The sequence below is a fragment of the Streptomyces pristinaespiralis genome (assembly GCF_001278075.1).
Taxonomy (GTDB): Bacteria; Actinomycetota; Actinomycetes; order Streptomycetales; family Streptomycetaceae; genus Streptomyces; species Streptomyces pristinaespiralis.
Map to the genome: position 1 here is coordinate 3987251 of NZ_CP011340.1, position 16940 is coordinate 4004190.

General features: G+C 70.7%; 16 protein-coding genes. 5 read left to right on the forward strand and 11 right to left on the reverse strand.

All coding sequences use genetic code 11. The features are described 5' to 3' along the window. Nucleotides 1–56 precede the first annotated feature (56 nt). Nucleotides 57–545, forward strand: a complete 489-nt coding sequence (locus SPRI_RS16830) for a DUF3180 domain-containing protein (RefSeq protein WP_005314175.1) — start codon at nucleotides 57–59, stop codon at nucleotides 543–545. A gap of 40 nt (nucleotides 546–585) precedes the next feature. Here the strand turns inward: SPRI_RS16830 and SPRI_RS16835 are convergent, their stop codons facing one another. The 7 genes from SPRI_RS16835 to dacB all read right to left on the reverse strand — a co-directional run bounded on the left by SPRI_RS16835 (nucleotide 586) and on the right by dacB (nucleotide 9133). After that, nucleotides 586–1581 (reverse strand): aldo/keto reductase, encoded by a 996-nt coding sequence (locus tag SPRI_RS16835; protein ID WP_005314176.1) that lies wholly within the window; start codon nucleotides 1579–1581, stop codon nucleotides 586–588. A 77-nt stretch (nucleotides 1582–1658) separates the two neighbouring features. Further along, a complete protein-coding gene (gene folE / locus SPRI_RS16840; RefSeq protein ID WP_005314177.1) occupies nucleotides 1659–2264 on the reverse strand; it encodes a GTP cyclohydrolase I FolE in 606 nt (201 codons plus the stop codon). A 120-nt stretch (nucleotides 2265–2384) separates the two neighbouring features. Then, nucleotides 2385–4427, reverse strand: a complete 2043-nt coding sequence (gene ftsH / locus SPRI_RS16845; RefSeq protein WP_005314178.1) for an ATP-dependent zinc metalloprotease FtsH — start codon at nucleotides 4425–4427, stop codon at nucleotides 2385–2387. Between the two features lie 162 nt (nucleotides 4428–4589). Continuing rightward, a complete protein-coding gene (gene hpt / locus SPRI_RS16850) occupies nucleotides 4590–5129 on the reverse strand; it encodes a hypoxanthine phosphoribosyltransferase (protein ID WP_037776439.1) in 540 nt (179 codons plus the stop codon). A gap of 38 nt (nucleotides 5130–5167) precedes the next feature. Further along, nucleotides 5168–6211 carry a tRNA lysidine(34) synthetase TilS gene (gene tilS, locus SPRI_RS16855; protein ID WP_037774077.1) on the reverse strand — a complete coding sequence of 348 codons (1044 nt, stop codon included), beginning with the start codon at nucleotides 6209–6211 and terminating at the stop codon, nucleotides 5168–5170. Nucleotides 6212–6447: 236 nt separating this feature from the next. Next, nucleotides 6448–7596 (reverse strand): zinc-dependent metalloprotease, encoded by a 1149-nt coding sequence (locus SPRI_RS16860; RefSeq protein ID WP_005314182.1) that lies wholly within the window; start codon nucleotides 7594–7596, stop codon nucleotides 6448–6450. 85 nt (nucleotides 7597–7681) lie between these two features. Then, a complete protein-coding gene (gene dacB / locus SPRI_RS16865) occupies nucleotides 7682–9133 on the reverse strand; it encodes a D-alanyl-D-alanine carboxypeptidase/D-alanyl-D-alanine endopeptidase (RefSeq protein WP_078535492.1) in 1452 nt (483 codons plus the stop codon). A 66-nt stretch (nucleotides 9134–9199) separates the two neighbouring features. On the opposite strand from dacB, the gene SPRI_RS16870 reads away from it, so the two are divergent. Together SPRI_RS16870 and SPRI_RS16875 are read left to right on the forward strand one after the other, a co-directional pair. Continuing rightward, nucleotides 9200–9694: an inorganic diphosphatase gene (locus tag SPRI_RS16870; RefSeq protein ID WP_005314187.1), complete on the forward strand. Its 495-nt coding sequence runs from the start codon at nucleotides 9200–9202 to the stop codon at nucleotides 9692–9694. A 137-nt stretch (nucleotides 9695–9831) separates the two neighbouring features. Next, nucleotides 9832–11505: a threonine/serine exporter family protein gene (locus SPRI_RS16875; protein ID WP_005314189.1), complete on the forward strand. Its 1674-nt coding sequence runs from the start codon at nucleotides 9832–9834 to the stop codon at nucleotides 11503–11505. A gap of 77 nt (nucleotides 11506–11582) precedes the next feature. On the opposite strand, the gene SPRI_RS16880 is transcribed toward SPRI_RS16875, so the two are convergent. Further along, nucleotides 11583–12284 (reverse strand): DedA family protein, encoded by a 702-nt coding sequence (locus tag SPRI_RS16880; RefSeq protein WP_005314190.1) that lies wholly within the window; start codon nucleotides 12282–12284, stop codon nucleotides 11583–11585. 133 nt (nucleotides 12285–12417) lie between these two features. Between SPRI_RS16880 and SPRI_RS16885 the strand changes: the two genes are divergently transcribed. Next, nucleotides 12418–12783, forward strand: a complete 366-nt coding sequence (locus SPRI_RS16885) for a YbjQ family protein (RefSeq protein WP_005314191.1) — start codon at nucleotides 12418–12420, stop codon at nucleotides 12781–12783. A gap of 79 nt (nucleotides 12784–12862) precedes the next feature. On the opposite strand, the gene SPRI_RS16890 is transcribed toward SPRI_RS16885, so the two are convergent. Continuing rightward, a complete protein-coding gene (locus SPRI_RS16890; RefSeq protein ID WP_005314193.1) occupies nucleotides 12863–13621 on the reverse strand; it encodes a MerR family transcriptional regulator in 759 nt (252 codons plus the stop codon). An 84-nt stretch (nucleotides 13622–13705) separates the two neighbouring features. Here SPRI_RS16890 and SPRI_RS16895 point away from each other — a divergent pair, with 84 nt between their 5' ends. Next, entirely contained in the window at nucleotides 13706–15130 is a 1425-nt protein-coding gene (locus SPRI_RS16895; RefSeq protein ID WP_005314195.1) for a glutamate decarboxylase, read from the forward strand. Nucleotides 15131–15194: 64 nt separating this feature from the next. Here the strand turns inward: SPRI_RS16895 and SPRI_RS16900 are convergent, their stop codons facing one another. Further along, the gene (locus SPRI_RS16900; RefSeq protein ID WP_005314197.1) at nucleotides 15195–15974 is read right to left on the reverse strand and encodes an ABC transporter permease; all 780 of its coding nucleotides are present in this window, start codon (nucleotides 15972–15974) and stop codon (nucleotides 15195–15197) included. Then, complete coding sequence (locus tag SPRI_RS16905) at nucleotides 15971–16900, reverse strand: daunorubicin resistance protein DrrA family ABC transporter ATP-binding protein (protein ID WP_037774080.1); 930 nt, start codon at nucleotides 16898–16900, stop codon at nucleotides 15971–15973. Before SPRI_RS16905 ends, SPRI_RS16900 begins: the two co-directional genes overlap by 4 nt. Between the last annotated feature and the right edge of the window lie 40 nt (nucleotides 16901–16940).

Genomic DNA, 16940 nt, shown 5'->3' on the forward strand with positions numbered 1-16940 from the left:
ATCTCCCCCGGCGGGGTCGGCGGGTCAGGAACGACAGGCGAAGGGCGGCTTTCTCGGTGAAGCAACTACGGCTCGGTGTGCTGGCCGGTCTCTTCGCCGTGGCAGGCGTCCTCTCGTGGGGCGGCGCCCGCCTGTGGGACTCGCTCGGCACGCTGCCGAGCGTGCCGCTGGCCGCGCCGATCGTGCTCGCCGCGATCGCCGTCGTCCTCGCCGCGACCGCGCTCTCGCTGCGCGCCCGCCTGCGCGCCCAGCGCGAACGCCGGCCGGGCGCCAAGGGTGTCGAGCCGCTGATGGCCGCGCGCGCGGTGGTCTTCGGCCAGGCGAGCGCCCTGGTGGCGGCCCTGGTCAGCGGCATGTACGGCGGCACGGGCGTGTTCCTGCTGGGCTCCCTCGACGTCCCGGCCCGCCGCGACCAGGCGATCTACGCCGGTTTCGCGGTGGTGACCGGCATCGCCGTGATCGCCGCCGCCGTCTTCCTGGAGCGGGTCTGCAAGCTCCCTGAGGACGGCGACGACGAGAACGGCGGCGGCGCCGCCAGGGCCTGACCCCGATCCGCGAGGCCGGTCCGAGCGGCCGGCCGTCGGGTCAGAGCAGCGTGCCGCCCTCCACCTCGGTGGACGACAGGATCGCCGTGAGCCGCTCGAGCACCTCGCCCGGCAGCTTCACCCGCCCCGCCGCCAGGTTCTCCTCGATGTGCGCGGGCGTCCGGCTGCCCGGGATCGGGACCACGTGCTCGTCCTGGTGCAGCAGCCATGCCAGCGCCAGCTGGGCGGGCGTGATCGACAGCTCGGCCGCGATGCCGCGGACCGGCGCGAAGCGGTCGTTGTTGGCCTTGAGGGCGGCGGCGGCGAAACGCGGTGCGTTCTGCCGGAAGTCGCCCTCCTTTACCTCGCTGACGGCGCCGCTGAGGAATCCGCTGCCCAGCGGGGACCACGGGACGATGCCCACGCCCAGCTCCCGTGCGGCCGCCAGCAGCTCCGGGTCGATCGGCCGCCACATCGACCATTCGGTCTGCACGGCCGCCACCGGGTGCACGGCATGCGCGGCACGCAGCTGCCCGGCCGTCACGTTGGACAGGCCGAGGTGCAGGACGAGGCCGTCCGCGATCAGCTCGGCGACCGCGCCGACGGTGTCCTCCAGCGGCACCTGCGGGTCCGGGAAGTGCGGGTAGTACAGGTCGATCCGGTCCGTGCCGAGGCCGCGCAGGCTCGCCTCCGCGTAGCCGCGGACATGTTCCGGCGCGGCGTTGACGGCCAGCTCGCCGAAGGCGAAGCCGACGGGGAACGGATGCGGTTCGACACCGTCCGGCAGCCGGAAGCCGAACTTCGTGGCGATGGCGATCTCGTCCCGCCTGCCCCGCAGGGCCCTGCCGATGAGCTGCTCGTTGTGGCCGTCGGTTCCGTAGCCGTCGGACGTGTCGATGAACGTGGCGCCGGCGTCGAGCGCGGCGAGCAGTGCCCGCTCGCCGCGCTCGTCGTCGATCTCTCCGTACACACCGGGGGAAAGGACCATCGCGCCGAAGCCGAGTGCGGAGACCTCGAGGTCGCCGAGGCGGCGCGTGGGCAGCAGTTGTTCGGTCATACGACCGATCCTTACAGCAACTCCCGTCTGCCACCGCGAAGTTGACGAAGAACGCGGGTCCTGTCCGGAGTGTGGGATCAGTGCGCCATGATCAGGCTCATCGCCTCGTTGCGCGTCGCGGGGTCGCGCAGCTGACCGCGGACCGCCGAGGTGATCGTCTTGGCGCCGGGCTTGCGGATACCGCGCATCGACATGCACATGTGCTCGCACTCGACGACGACGATGACGCCCCGCGGCTCCAGGATCTCCATCAGCGAGTCGGCGATCTGGGTGGTCATCCGCTCCTGCACCTGCGGCCGGCGCGCGAAGACGTCCACCAGCCGGGCCAGCTTGGAAAGACCGGTGATCTTCCCCGTGGTCGACGGGATGTAGCCGACGTGCGCCACGCCCCTGAACGGCACCAGGTGGTGCTCACACGTCGAGTACACCTCGATGTCCTTGACGAGCACCATCTCGTCGTGACCGATGTCGAACGTCGTCGTCAGCACGTCCTCCGGCTGCTGCCACAGGCCGGCGAATATCTCCCTGTACGCCCGCGCCACGCGTGCGGGCGTCTCACGCAGCCCCTCACGGTCCGGGTCCTCGCCGACCGCGATGAGCAGTTCGCGAACGGCGTTCTCCGCCCGCTTCTCGTCGAACTCGGCGAGATAACCCTCGCCGTCCAGCGTCACCGGGTCGGTCATCTGTGCCTCGTTCCTCTGCTCCGACGTGGCGCGAAAACAACGCCGCACCTCCCAGGCTAGAACCTGGGAGGTGCGGCGTTCATTCCGGGGCCGTCGGCCCCGGGGTGGCGAATGCCCTGGTCAGGCCTCCGGACGCTCCTCCGGGACCGGCTCGGCGGGCGCCTTGGTGACATCGGTCACCGTGGTCGCCGTGGCCGAGGCCGACGTCGCACCGTTCGCGGCGCCGTTGGTCAGGGCCAGCTCCTTGGGCGAGAGCACCGGCGGACGGGTGGACGGCGTACGCCGCGAGGAGCCGGTCCACGCCGGGCGGGCCGGGCGCTTCACGATCGGCGCGAAGATCTCCGCGATCTCCTCCTTGCCGAGCGTCTCCTTCTCCAGCAGCTGGAGGACCAGGTTGTCGAGGACGTCGCGGTTCTCGACGAGGATCTCCCAGGCCTCGTTGTGCGCGGTCTCGATGAGCTTCTTGACCTCTTCGTCGACCAGCGCCGCGACCTCTTCCGAGTAGTCGCGCGGGTGGGACATCTCGCGGCCCAGGAACGGCTCGGTGTTGTCACCGCCGAACTTGATCGCGCCCAGCCGCTCCGTCATGCCGTACTGCGTGACCATGGCACGGGCCGTGGCGGTGGCCTTCTCGATGTCGTTCGCCGCACCCGTGGTCGGGTCGTGGAAGACGAGCTCCTCGGCCGCACGCCCGCCCAGCATGTACGCGAGCTGGTCGAGCATCTCGTTGCGGGTGGTCGAGTACTTGTCCTCTTCCGGGAGCACCATCGTGTAGCCGAGGGCGCGGCCCCGGGACAGGATGGTGATCTTGTGGACCGGGTCGGAGTTGGGTGAAGCCGCCGCGACCAGGGCGTGACCGCCCTCGTGGTACGCGGTGATCTTCTTCTCCTTGTCGGACATGATCCGGGTCCGCTTCTGCGGGCCGGCCACGACACGGTCGATCGCCTCGTCCAGCGCGTGGTTGTCGATCAGCTTCTTGTCGCTGCGCGCGGTCAGCAGCGCTGCTTCGTTCAGCACGTTCGACAGGTCGGCACCGGTGAAGCCGGGCGTGCGCCGGGCGACGGCGCCCAGGTCCACGTCCGGAGCGACCGGCTTGCCCTTCTGGTGGACCTTGAGGATCTCCAGACGGCCCTGCATGTCCGGACGGTCGACCGCGATCTGCCGGTCGAAGCGGCCCGGGCGCAGCAGCGCCGGGTCGAGGATGTCGGGCCGGTTGGTGGCGGCGATCAGGATGACGCCGCCCTTCACGTCGAAGCCGTCCATCTCGACGAGCAGCTGGTTCAGCGTCTGCTCGCGCTCGTCGTGGCCACCGCCCAGACCCGCACCGCGGTGCCGGCCGACGGCGTCGATCTCGTCGACGAAGACGATCGCCGGGGCGTTCGCCTTGGCCTGCTCGAAGAGGTCACGGACCCGGGAGGCACCGACACCGACGAACATCTCGACGAAGTCGGAACCGGAGATCGAGTAGAACGGGACGCCCGCCTCGCCGGCGACGGCGCGTGCGAGCAGCGTCTTACCCGTACCGGGCGGGCCGTAGAGCAGCACGCCCTTCGGGATCTTGGCGCCCACGGCCTGGAACTTGGCCGGCTCCTGGAGGAACTCCTTGATCTCGTGGAGCTCCTCGACGGCCTCGTCGGACCCCGCCACGTCGGCGAAGGTCGTCTTCGGGGTGTCCTTGGTGATCAGCTTGGCCTTGGACTTCCCGAAGTTCATGACCCGGGAGCCGCCGCCCTGCATCTGGTTCATCAGGAACAGGAAGACCACGACGATCAGCACGAAGGGCAGCAGGGAGAGCAGGACCGAGACGAACGGGCTCTGCTTCGACGGCGAGACCGTGTAACCGTCCTCGATCTCACCGGCCTGGAACTTCTCCTGCAGCTTGTCGGCCAGGTCGGCACCCTGGGTGCCGATGTAGCTGGCCTGCACCTTGCTGCTGTTGTCGACCTTCTGGTCCTTCTTGAGCTCGATCTTGATGATCTGCTCGTCACCAGTGGTGAGTTTTGCCTGCTTGACCTGGTTCTTGTCGATCGCCTGGACGACCTCGCCGGTGTCCACCGTCTTGTAGCCACCGGACGAGCCGACGACCTGCATCAGCACGACCACGGCGAGGACGGCCAGCACGATCCACATGACCGGCCCACGGAAGTATCGCTTCACGTCCATCCATACGGGGCGGTGTCGCCCCGTCCCTCCTGCCCGTAGGTAAATGCTGCTGTGAGAAAAGACAACTGTTCTTCGGACGGTACCTCAGCATCGACGCCGAAGACCGCCTTCCCCTGCTCCAACGGCGAAAAGGCGGGCTTGGTTCCCCGGCGTGCCGACGACTCAGCCTCCGTAGACGTGCGGAGCCAGTGTGCCGACGAACGGGAGGTTCCGGTACTTCTCCGCGTAATCGAGGCCGTATCCGATGACGAACTCGTTCGGGATGTCGAATCCGATCCACTTCACGTCGATCGCGACCTTGGCCGCGTCCGGCTTGCGCAGCAGGGTGCAGACCTCGAGTGAGGCCGGCTCCCTGGAGCCCAGGTTCGACAGCAGCCACGACAGGGTCAGCCCCGAGTCGATGATGTCCTCGACGATCAGGACGTGCTTGCCCTTGATGTCGGTGTCCAGGTCCTTGAGGATGCGGACCACACCGGACGACTGGGTGCCGGCGCCGTACGAGGACACCGCCATCCAGTCCATCGTGACGGGGGTGGACAGCGCGCGCGCCAGGTCCGCCATCACCATCACCGCGCCCTTGAGGACTCCGACGATGAGGAGGTCCTTGCCCGCGTACTCCGCGTCGATCTTCGCGGCCAGCTCGACGAGCTTCGCGTCGATCTCTTCCTTGGTGATGAGCACCGACTGAAGGTCGGTGCCCATGTCCTTCTCGTTCACCCGCGTCGCTTTCTCTCGGCGGTTCAGCCTTGCCGAATGACCAGTCTGCCACCCTGGCGTCGCGCTTCGACCCGGCCGGGCAGGTTGATGGCGCCCTGACCGCGCCATCCGGTGATGAGACGGTCGACTTCCTCGACGTGCCGGGCGAAGAGCGATCCGGCGGGCGCACCGGCCTCGATCACGGCCCTGCGCAGCACCCGGCGGCGCACGGCGGGCGGCAGGACGTAGAGCTTGGCGCATTCCAGCCGGCCGCTCTCGTCCCGCACGGAGGACTCCACGTCGGCGGCCCAGCTGTCGAGGGCGTCGGCGTCGTCGCGGGAGAGCTGGGCGGTGCGGGCCAGGGCCTCGACGACTCCCTTGCCGAGCGCCTTCTCCAGGGCGGGCAGCCCTTCGTGACGCAGCCGGGAGCGGGTGTAGGCGGGGTCGGCGTTGTGCGGGTCGTCCCACACGGGCAGCGACTGGACCATGCAGGCCTTGCGGGCGGTCTGCCGGTCGATGTGGAGGAAGGGCCGGCGGTAGCGGCCGGCGGTCCCCGACACGGCGGCCATCCCGGACAGCGAGCGGATGCCGGAGCCTCTGGCGAGTCCGAGCAGGACGGTCTCCGCCTGGTCGTCGCGGGTGTGGCCGAGCAGCACGGCAGCGGCCCCGTGGCGCTCGGCGGCGTCGTCCAGGGCGGCGTAGCGGGCGTCACGGGCCGCGGCCTCGGGGCCGCCCTCGCGGCCGACCCGGACGGCGATGGCCTCGACGGGGTCCAGGTGCATCGCGGTGAGGCGTGCGACGACCTCTGCGGCGCGCATGCCGGAGCCGTCCTGGAGGCCGTGGTCGACGGTGATGCCACCGGCCCGGACGGAAAGTTTGCGGGCCTCGAAGGCGAGGGCGGAGGCGAGCGCCATGGAATCCGCGCCGCCGGAGCACGCCACGAGGACGAGCGGGGGCTCGCCCGCGGGCGCCGGGCCCGGGGCGGAGTGCGCGAAGCGTGCGGCTTTTGCTGTCTGGTCGGTGAGGACGTCGTGGAGTACGCGGCGGACCGCCAGGCGTATCGCCGCGACCGCAGGATGGGGACCCATGTCCGGTGCCCTTCGTGAACGGTTCGGGGGTGGGGTGACTCGGTCGAGTCGGACGATCGGGACGGCCACAGGACGAGGACCGCCACTCCGAGAGCAGTCACTCAGAGTGCGTCGATGGTGACAGAACCGAGCCAATACCCGAGCATTGCACGCCTATCCACAGCCCACGGTCCCTCGGACGGGTGATTGGAGGGGCGCCCTTTCGCCGATGCCCGCCTGTCTTTCGCGACTCTCCTCTATGGCGCGCCCTCCCCCTTGCGGTGCACCCTCGCGACCCAGTCGGCCGGTTTGGCGATCTCCGCCTTGGTGGGGAGCGTGTTCGGTGAGGTCCATACGCGGTTGAAGCCCTCCATCCCCACCTCCTCCACCACGGCCCGCACGAAGCGCTCGCCGTCGCGGTACTGGCGCAGCTTGGCATCGAGCCCCAGAAGCTTGCGCAGCGCGAGGTCCAGCCGGCTCGCGCCACGTGCCCTGCGCTGCTGGAACTTCTCCCTGATCTCCGCGACCGACGGCACCACGGCCGGGCCGACGCCGTCCATCACGAAGTCGGCGTGGCCCTCCAGCAGGGACATCACCGCGGTCAGGCGGCCGAGGATCTCGCGCTGGGCGGGGGTCTGCACGAGCTCGACGATGGAGCGCCCGTCCTCGTCCTCCTCGCCCTCCGGGCGTGCTCCGACGAGCGACTGCGCGGCCTCCCGGAACCGCTCGAGGACGGTCATCGGATCCATCTCGGTCTCGCTGAGAAACGACTGGATCTCGCCCTCGAGGTGGTCGCGCAGCCAGGGCACGCCGGTGAACTGGGTCCGGTGGGTCTCCTCGTGGAGGCAGACCCAGAGCCGGAAGTCGTGCGGCTCCACTTCCAGTTCACGTTCGACATGGACGATGTTGGGCGCGACCAGCAGCAGTCGTCCGCCGCCGTTGCCCGCCCCGGGGTCTCCGGCGGGCAGGTCGCGGCCGGCCGGCGCGAAGGTCTCGTACTGTCCGAGCACCCGCGAGGCCAGGAACGACAGCAGCATGCCGACCTCGACGCCGGTCACCTTGCCGCCCACGGCGCCGAGCACCGCGCCGCCGGCGGTGCCGGAGCGCCGCTCCTGCATCTTGTCCAGCAGCGGGCGCAGCAGTTCGCGGAAGCCGGCGACGTTCGCCTTGATCCAGCCGGCCCGGTCCACCACGAGGACCGGGGTGTCCCGTGGCCGGGCTCCCTCCGGGATCATCCGGGTGAACTCCCGGACGTGCTCCTCCGAGGCCTTGGCGTGGCGGCGCAGCTCGGCGACGACGGCACGCGCCTCGTCCCGGCTCACGTCGGGCCCCGGCCGCACGAAGCGGGTCGCGGTCGCCACGGCGAGGTTCCAGTCGACCATCTCGGCACCACCGATGCTCGTCATGCGTCAACCGTACGTTCTCGGCCCCGGCCGCGGAGAGGTGTTGTCGCCCGCCGATCGGTCCCCCGGCCGGTTCGGGCCCCCGCCGTCACGACACCAGGGCGGCCGCCAGCCGGTCGAGAGCGGGCTGCGCCTCGTAGGGGGAGGGTGTGTCCGCGGCGAGGAACGCGAAGCCGAGGAGTCGGCCGCCCGGGGCAACGACGGTGCCGGCGAGGGAGTTGATCCCGGTGAGGGTGCCCGTCTTGGCGCGGACGAGGCCGGTGCCGGCGGATGTGTCGGAGTAGCGGTCCTCCAGAGTGCCGCTGAACCCCGCGACGGGCAGTCCGGTGAGGATCGGCCGCAGCTCGGGGTGCGCGGCGTCCGCTGCCCGCGCAAGAACGGTCGTCAGCAGCGCCGCCGACACCTTGTCACGGCGGTTCAGCCCGCTGCCGTCGGCGAACCGGGTCCCGGCCAGCGGCAGCTGGAGGCGGCGGAGCTGCTTGGTCACGGCCCGTTCCGCTCCGGCGAAGGACGGCTGGTCGCCGGTGGCGACGGCGGTCTGGCGGGCGAGCGACTCCGCGATGTCGTTGTCGCTGTCGGTCAGCATCCGCTCGACCACGGACGACAGGGGTGCGGAGAGGACCTGCGCGAGAGGGACGGCCTCGGCCGCCGCCCGCCCGGGGGCGGGCGGCGAGGTGAGGATCCCGCGCTCCGAGAGCTGCTCGCGGAAGACCCGGGCCGCTTCGGCGGCCGGATCGGCGCTGCGGGTGGCGGGCCCCCGCGTCCCTTCGTCGAGCCGGCCCTGTCCGACCATCAGGGCGGTGACCGGGGCGATGTTGTCGTTGGGGCCGATGGGGTGCAGGACCGGGCCCCGGTAGAGCGAGGCGTCGTAGGCGAGCCGGACCGTGGCGGCCCGGGCGCCCTTCTTCGGGTCCGCCCGGCGCTCACGCAGGGCGCTCGCGGTCAGGTCGGCCAGTTCGGCGAGACGGGCCCGGTCGAGGGTCGCGTCGCCGCCTCCGACCAGCGTGATCGTGTCGGCGCCCGGAGCGGCGACCACCGTGGTGGGGATGCGGTGGTCCGGTCCGAGTGCGGTGAGCGCCGCGGCGGCTGTGGCGATCTTGACGGTGGACGCCGGGACCATGGGGGCCTCGGCCCGCTTCCCGTACAGCCGCTCGCCGGTGGTCAGGTCGATGACGCAGACGGCGGGCGCCGGTCCGAGACCGGAGTCGGCCAGCAGCGGGCCGAGGGTCCGGGCCAGGCCGCCCTTGCCGGCCGGGTCCTCGGCGGACACGGTCCGGGGGCCGCCGAGGGCCTCGAGCACCGAGCCGGCGGAGGGCGCCGGTGCGGGGCGCCTCGGTGCGGGCGGTTCGTGATGTGCGCCACCCGCGGGGCCGTGGGCAGCCACCCGCTGCCTCTCGGCCTTACGCTGACCGGAGTCCCAAGGTCCCGCCGCGGCCACCGCCCCGGCGGCGAGGGTGAGGCCGACCACGGCAGCACCTGCAGCGAGCTGCCACGTCCTGACCTTCGGCACCTCGCACCAGCCCCTTTCGCGATCACACATGTGCGTGAGGGACACTTAATCACCAGTACTGCGTCTTGCTATGTGTTGATCATGGAGGAGCCACCCGTGGAGTTCGACGTCACCATCGAGATCCCGAAGGGTTCGCGGAACAAGTACGAGGTGGACCACGAGACCGGTCGGATCCGCCTTGACCGTCGACTCTTCACCTCGACCAGCTACCCGGCCGACTACGGCTTCGTGGAGAACACCCTCGGCGAGGACGGTGACCCGCTGGACGCGCTGGTCATCCTCGACGAGCCGACCTTCCCGGGCTGCCTCATCAAGTGCCGTGCCATCGGCATGTTCCGCATGACGGACGAGGCGGGCGGCGACGACAAGCTGCTGTGCGTGCCGGCGTCCGACCCGCGCGTGGAGCACCTGCGGGACATCCACCACGTGTCCGAGTTCGACCGCCTGGAGATCCAGCACTTCTTCGAGGTCTACAAGGACCTGGAGCCGGGCAAGTCCGTCGAGGGCGCCGACTGGGTCGGCCGCGCCGAGGCCGAGGCCGAGATCGAGGCTTCCTTCAAGCGCCTCGAGGCGCAGGGCGGCGCGCACTGACGCCGTACCGCTGACGTACCCCCGACGCGGGCGGGACACCTCGGTGTCCCGCCCGCGTCGCGTTTCTCCCCATGACCGTGCCCATACTGGGCAGAAGCGCCGGTCAAGGGGCGGTACGAGAGGGAGCGAGGAAACGAGTGGTGGCGGAACCCGAGGGTCCGGAAGACCGGAAGCCTCAGTCCGACGAGGCGCACAGCGCTTTCGTCCCGCCCGCGGGGGTGGAACACCCCGAAGCGCCGGAAGAGGACCATCCCAGTTCCGAGTTCGCGATCCCGGAGGGTCTGGCCCCGGAACCGCCCGCGGAGCCGGAGGGCTCCGCGTTCGCTCCGCCGCGCACCTACAGCGCCAAAACGTCGCCGCCCGCCTTCACCCCGGCACACGGCATCCCGATGGTGCGGCTCACCAAGGACGCGCCCTGGCAGGACCGTATGCGGGCGATGCTGCGGATGCCGGTGGGCGAGCGGCCGGTGCCCGAGACACCGCACCGGCACGACGAGGCGGGCCCGGCCGTACCCCGCGTGCTCGACCTGACCCTGCGTATCGGTGAGTTGCTGCTGGCCGGCGGCGAGGGCGCGGAGGACGTCGAGGCGGCCATGTTCGCCATCTCCCGCTCGTACGGGCTGGACCGCTGCGAGCCGACGGTCACCTTCACGCTGCTGTCGATCACCTATCAGCCGTCCCTGGTCGACGACCCGGTGACCGCGAACCGGACCGTCCGGCGGCGCGGCACCGACTACACCCGGCTCGCCGCCGTCTACCGGCTGGTGCACGACATCAGCGTCGAGGAGTCGGACGTCACGCTGGAGGAGGCGTACCGGCGGCTCGCCGAGATCCGCCGGAACCGGCACCCCTACCCCGGCTGGGCGCTGACGCTGGCCGGCGGTCTGCTGGCGGGCTCCGCCTCCGTGCTCGTCGGCGGTGACCCGGTGGTGTTCCTCGCCGCCGCGGTCAGCGCGATGCTCGGCGACCGGCTGGCCTGGCTGTGCGCCGGGCGCGGGCTGCCGGAGTTCTACCAGTTCGTCGCCGCGGCGATGCCGCCCGCGGCGATGGGTGTGGCGCTGAGCCTGTCACCGCTGGAACTGCGGGCGTCCGCGGTCATCACCGGTGGACTGTTCGCCCTGATCCCGGGGCGGGCGCTGGTGGCGGGCGTGCAGGACGGTCTGACCGGCTTCTACATCACGGCTGCCGCTCGTCTGCTCGAGGTCGGCTATCTGGTGGTCGGCATCGTCGTCGGCGTGCTCGGGGTGCTCTATCTCGGTGTCGCGCTGGATGCCGGGCTCAGTCCCGAGACCGCGATCCACAGCGTGCCGCGGCCGGTCACCCAGACCCTCGCGGCGATGGGCCTGTCCCTGTGCTTCGCGGTGATGCTCCAGCAGGAGCGCCGGACGGTGGCCCTGGTGACCTTCAGCGGCGGTGTGGCCTGGGTGGTGTACGGCGCGGTCGCGGATGTCGCCGGGGGCTCACCGGTGGCCGCGACCGCCCTCGCGGCAGGGCTGGTGGGCCTGTTCGGTCAGATGCTCTCGCGGTTCCGCTTCGAGTCGGCGCTGCCGTACGTGACGGCCGCGATCGGCCCGCTGCTGCCCGGTAGCGCCACGTACTTCGGGCTGCTGGAGGTCGCGCGGGGCAATCTGAACACCGGTCTCGCCTCGCTGAGCAAGGCGGCCGCCCTGGCGCTGGCCATCGCGATCGGGGTGAACCTCGGAGGCGAGATCTCCCGGCTGTTCCTGCGGGCGCCGGGTGTCACCGGTGCCCTGCCGGGCGAGGAGACGCCGGGCGGACGCCGCGCGGCCAAGCGGACGCGCGGCTTCTAAGGTCTTTCGTCCGGATCAGGCCGCTCCCTGATCCGGCACGATTCGGACGAGAGGCCCTTGGGCCCTCCCCGGCGGTCTCAGCGCTTGGCGTGACGGCCGCCGCGGGACGACGGGGGGATCTCGCCGTCGGGCGTGGAGTCCGCGGCCGCAGCCGACTTCTTGTTCTTGGAGCGGGCCCGAAGGAACTCGACCGCGATCGGGACGACCGAGATCAGGACGATCAGGATCAGGATCGCCTCGATGTTCTTGTGGACGAACTCGACCTTGCCCAGCGCGGCGCCGAGCAGCGTGACGCCGGCGCCCCACAGGACGCCGCCGATGACGTTGAACGTGACGAACGAGCGGTAGTTCATCCGGCTCACACCGGCGATGATCGGCGTGAACGTCCGCACGATGGGCACGAAGCGGGCCAGCACCAGGGACTTCGGGCCGTACTTCTCGAAGAAGTCGTGCGCCTTCTCCACGTTCTCCTGCTTGAAGAGGCGGGAGTCGGGGCGCTTGAAGAGGGCCGGGCCGACCTTGCGGCCGAAGAGATAGCCGACCTGGTCACCGATGACGGCGGCCATCACGATCAGGGTGCAGACCAGCCACAGCGGCATGTCGATCTTGCCGGTGGTGACCAGCAGACCCGTGGTGAACAGCAGCGAGTCGCCGGGCAGGAAGAACCCGATCAGGAGGCCGGACTCGGCGAAGACGATCACCAGGACGCCGATCAGCCCGAACGTGGTGATCAGGTAGTCCGGGTCGAGCCAGCTCGGTCCGAGCGCAAGGGTGTTCACGAGGTCCGGGCTCCTGGGGTGATAGTCGTCGGCAGGGTCGGCTGCCCAAAGCTATCAACGCATACGGGTGACACCGCGTTCCACCTGCCCCCTCCGGATGCAAGGTGAACGTACGGCCACGAACCTTTTCACCATGGGTATCGATGATTACGGCGGTGGGCAGGGCCCGCAGGCCGATGTGCTGGTCGTCACGACGAACGACCTCCCGGGCTATCGCGTGGAGCAGGTGATCGGGGAGGTCTTCGGTCTGACGGTGCGCTCGCGCCATCTGGGCAGCCAGATCGGGTCGGGTCTGAAGTCGATGATCGGCGGTGAGCTCAAGGGCCTGACCAAGACCCTCGTGGAGACCCGCAACCAGGCCATGGAGCGTCTGGTCGAGCAGGCCCGCTCACGCGGTGCGAACGCCGTGCTCGCGTTCCGCTTCGACGTGACGGAGGCCGCAGACGTCGGCACGGAGGTCTGTGCGTACGGCACGGCGGTGACGGTCGCCAAGGCGTGAGCGCGGGCGCCCGCGCCGGCCCCCCGGCCGCCGCGGCCGCCCGTCCCCGGCACCCCTCCGGTCCTGTCCCGCGTCCGGCTCAGAGGTGCCGGACGGCGTTCGCGAGGATCGCCTCCCGCTGGTACGCCGCCAGGCCCGGCCTGGCCTTGTCGATGTTGCGGGTGAACCGCTCGTCGGCGACGTACATCTCCGCCAGGCCCGTGTGCATCTCGTAGGTGCAGGTGTAGTGGTTGCCGGAGATCCACCGCCGGTGGTCCTCCGCCACGTCCATCGCGGCCCGCGACTCCGGCTCCTCGCCCGCGTCCATCAGCTCCACGAAGCGCCGGGTGATGTCGTCGGCCTCGCGCTGGACGCGCAGCCAGTCCTCCTTCGTGTACGAGGCCGTGCGCCGCCGGGACTCCGCGTACGCGTCGGTGCCGCCCCAACGCTGCTCGGCCTCCTCGGCGTACGCGTCCGGGTCGAAGTCCCCGAAGACCTCGAACTTCTCCTCGGGCGTGAGGTTGATGCCCATCTTCTTCGCCTCCATGGCTCGTTCCACGGCGGCGGCCATCTCCTTGAGCCTGGCGATCCGGGCGGAGAGCAGTTCGTGCTGCCGCCGCAGGTGGGCCCGCGGGTCCGCGTCGGGGTCGTCGAGGAGTGCCGCCACCTCTTCGAGGGGAAAGCCGAGCTCCCGGTAGAACAGGATCTGCTGCAGCCGGTCCAGGTCGGCGTCGTCGTACCGCCGGTGGCCCGATCCGCTGCGTCCGCTCGGACGCAGCAGTCCGATCTCGTCGTAGTGGTGCAGGGTGCGCACCGTGACTCCGGCGAAACGGGCGACCTGTCCCACGGAGTAGCTCATCGCCTTCGCTCCTTCGTTCGTGTGACGGACCCAGGCTGCTGCCTCACGTTGCGTGAGGTGCAAGCCCGTACGAGCCTGAGGCCTATGGCACTCCATCAGGGCACCACGGGGACCGAGGACCACACGCCGGAGCGGCGCCGGCTGGCGGTCAATCCCTTCTTCGGTCCGGCGGACCCGGTCGGCGGGCGGACGGCCGCCCCGCCCACGCACCGTCTCCCGGACGGCCCGATGCCGCCTCTCACGGCGTATCAGCTGGTGCACGACGAGCTGATGCTCGACGGGAACTCCCGCCTCAACCTCGCCACCTTCGTCACCACCTGGATGGAGCCGCAGGCGGCGGACCTGATGGCCGAGTGCCGGGACAAGAACATGATCGACAAGGACGAGTACCCCCGCACGGCCGAGCTGGAGCGCAGGTGTGTCGCGATGCTCGCGGACCTGTGGCACGCGCCGGACCCGGCCTCGGCCGTCGGCTGTTCGACGACCGGGTCGAGCGAGGCCTGCATGCTCGCCGGGCTGGCCCTCAAGCGGCGGTGGGCGAAGCGGAACGGCGACCGCTATCCGGCGAAGGCCCGGCCCAACCTGGTGATGGGCGTCAACGTGCAGGTCTGCTGGGAGAAGTTCTGCAACTTCTGGGAGGTCGAGGCTCGGCTCGTGCCCATGGAGGGGAACCGCTTCCACCTCGACCCGCAGGCCGCCGCCGAGTTGTGCGACGAGAACACCATCGGGGTGGTGGCGGTGCTCGGCTCGACCTTCGACGGCTCCTACGAGCCGGTCGGCGAGCTCTGCGCCGCGCTGGACGACCTCCAGGAGCGCACCGGCCTGGACATCCCGGTCCATGTCGACGGCGCGTCGGGCGCGATGGTCGCGCCCTTCCTCGACGAGGACCTCGTCTGGGACTTCCGGCTGCCGCGGGTGTGCTCCATCAACACCTCCGGGCACAAGTACGGCCTGGTCTACCCCGGCGTGGGGTGGGCGCTGTGGCGCTCGCCCGACGAACTCCCGGAGGAGCTGGTCTTCCGGGTGAACTACCTGGGCGGCGACATGCCGACCTTCGCCCTCAACTTCTCCCGCCCCGGCGCCCAGGTGGTGGCGCAGTACTACACGTTCCTTCGGCTGGGGCGCGAGGGTTACCGGGCCGTCCAGCACACGGCCCGTGATGTGGCGACGGGGCTCGCCGAACGGATCGGGGCGCTGGACGACTTCCGGCTGCTCACCCGGGGCGATCAGTTGCCCGTCTTCGCGTTCACCACCGCCCCCGACGTGACGTCCTTCGACGTCTTCGACGTGTCGCGGCGGCTGCGGGAGCGGGGATGGCTGGTTCCCGCCTACACCTTCCCGGCGAACCGCCGGGACCTCTCGGTGCTGCGGGTGGTCTGCCGCAACGGCTTCTCGGCGGACCTCGCGGAGCTGCTCCTGGAGGACCTGCGGCTGCTGCTTCCCGAACTGCGCGCGCAGGTGCGCCCTTTGACCAGGGATGCCGCGCAGGCCACGGCCTTCCACCACTGAGCGGGGCCCGGCACCGGTGCCGGGCCCCGCCGTCCCTGTGACCCCGCCGTCTCAGCGAGCCGTCTCAGCGGCCCAGACGCCGGAAGCGGGAGACCGCCAGCGGGAAGAAGACCGCGACCAGCAGCAGCGGCCAGGCCACCGCCAGCACGTCCGCGTGCTCCGCCGCGAAGGAGCCGGTGGCCACGTCCGGGATGCCGGCGAGGTCGCGGACCGTCGTCGCCGTCGCCGAGATCGGGTTCCACTCGACGGCCGCGCCCAGCCAGCCGGGCATCGACTCGGGCGTCGCGAAGGCGTTGGACAGGAAGCCGACCGGCCAGACGAGGATCTGCACGGCCTGCACCAGCTCCGGCTTCCCCGCGACCATCGCGAGGTGGATGCCGGCCCACAGCATCGCGAAGCGCAGCAGGAGGAGCAGCCCCACGGCCCCGAGCAGCGCGCCGAAGCCGCCGTTCCATCGCCAGCCGATGGCATGGCCGACGCCGATCATGACCAGCAGGCCGAGCGCCGACTGGAGCATGTCCGCGAAGCTGCGCCCGACCAGCACCGCGGACGACGCCATGGGCATGGACCTGAAGCGGTCGATGACGCCCTTGTTGAGGTCCTGGGTGACCGCGAGCATCGTCGCCTCGAGGCCGAACGCCATGGTCAACGCCAGCATGCCCGGGATCAGGAAGTCGACGTAGGCCCCGTCCACACCCCGGCCGCCGCCGATCAGGTAGCCGAACATCAGCAGCAGCATCACGGGGAAGACGAGCCCGACCACGACCTGCACGGGCTGCCGTGCCCAGTGCGCCAGTTCGCGCCGGGTCATGGTCCAGGAGTCGGTCAGTACGTAGTTGCTCATGCCGCGTGCTCCTTGGTCAGGTGGAGGAAGACCTCGTCGAGGGTGGGACGGCGGATGGACAGGTCCTCCGCCTCCACACCGGCCGCCTCCAGTGCCCGCACGGTCTCGGTCAGGGCGGCCATCCGGTCGCTCACCGGCGCGCTGACCAGCCGCCGGTCGGCGTCCACGGTCGCCTCGCCGGGGAGCAGGGAGGCGACAAGGGCGAGGCGGTCCGCGTCCCGCAGGACCACGTCGATCCGGTCGCCGCCGGTCTTCGCCTTCAGCTCGTCCGCCGTGCCCTCGGCGATCACCCGTCCGGCGTCGACGACCGAGATCCGGTCGGCCAGCTGGTCGGCCTCCTCCAGGTACTGCGTGGTCAGCAGCACCGTGGTGCCGGCGCCGACGAGGGAGCGCACCGACGCCCACACCTCGGCCCGGCCGCGGGGGTCGAGCCCTGTCGTCGGTTCGTCGAGGAACAGCACTTCGGGGTCGGTGATCAGCGAGGCCGCCAGATCGAGCCTTCTGCGCATACCGCCGCTGTAGAGCTTGACCGCCTTGCGTCCGGTGTCCGCGAGGTCGAACCGCTCGAGCAGTTCGTCGGCCCTGTCCCCCGCCCGGCGTGCGCCGAGGTGGTACAGCCGCCCGAACATCTCGAGGTTCTGCCGGCCGCCGAGCTCCTCGTCGACCGCCGCGTGCTGCCCGAGCAGGCCGATCCGCTTGCGGACCTCGCCGGCCTGGGTGCGTACGTCGTGACCGGCGACGCGCACCACGCCCTCGTCGTGGCGCAGCAGTGTGGCCATGACCCGCACGGCGGTGGTCTTGCCCGCGCCGTTGGGTCCGAGCACCCCGTGCACGGTGCCGCGCGCCACCGTCAGGTCCAGGCCGTCCAGAGCGTGCTTGTCCCCGTACCGCTTCCGTACACCCTCGACGACGATCGCGTCCGTCATCCGTCTCCTCCAGCACCCTCGGGACAGTAGTCAAATTTGA

Bases quoted from the DNA above. Each gene is read 5' to 3' on its own strand.
- SPRI_RS16895 (WP_005314195.1), top strand. From the start codon at position 13,706: ATGGCACTCCATCAGGGCACCACGGGGACCGAGGACCACACGCCGGAG.
- SPRI_RS16900 (WP_005314197.1), bottom strand. From the start codon at position 15,974: ATGAGCAACTACGTACTGACCGACTCCTGGACCATGACCCGGCGCGAA.
- dacB (WP_078535492.1), bottom strand. From the start codon at position 9,133: ATGTGTGATCGCGAAAGGGGCTGGTGCGAGGTGCCGAAGGTCAGGACG.
- hpt (WP_037776439.1), bottom strand. From the start codon at position 5,129: ATGGGCACCGACCTTCAGTCGGTGCTCATCACCAAGGAAGAGATCGAC.
- ftsH (WP_005314178.1), bottom strand. From the start codon at position 4,427: ATGGACGTGAAGCGATACTTCCGTGGGCCGGTCATGTGGATCGTGCTG.
- folE (WP_005314177.1), bottom strand. From the start codon at position 2,264: ATGACCGACCCGGTGACGCTGGACGGCGAGGGTTATCTCGCCGAGTTC.
- SPRI_RS16860 (WP_005314182.1), bottom strand. From the start codon at position 7,596: ATGACGAGCATCGGTGGTGCCGAGATGGTCGACTGGAACCTCGCCGTG.
- SPRI_RS16835 (WP_005314176.1), bottom strand. From the start codon at position 1,581: ATGACCGAACAACTGCTGCCCACGCGCCGCCTCGGCGACCTCGAGGTC.
- tilS (WP_037774077.1), bottom strand. From the start codon at position 6,211: ATGGGTCCCCATCCTGCGGTCGCGGCGATACGCCTGGCGGTCCGCCGC.
- SPRI_RS16890 (WP_005314193.1), bottom strand. From the start codon at position 13,621: ATGAGCTACTCCGTGGGACAGGTCGCCCGTTTCGCCGGAGTCACGGTG.
- SPRI_RS16905 (WP_037774080.1), bottom strand. From the start codon at position 16,900: ATGACGGACGCGATCGTCGTCGAGGGTGTACGGAAGCGGTACGGGGAC.
- SPRI_RS16885 (WP_005314191.1), top strand. From the start codon at position 12,418: ATGGGTATCGATGATTACGGCGGTGGGCAGGGCCCGCAGGCCGATGTG.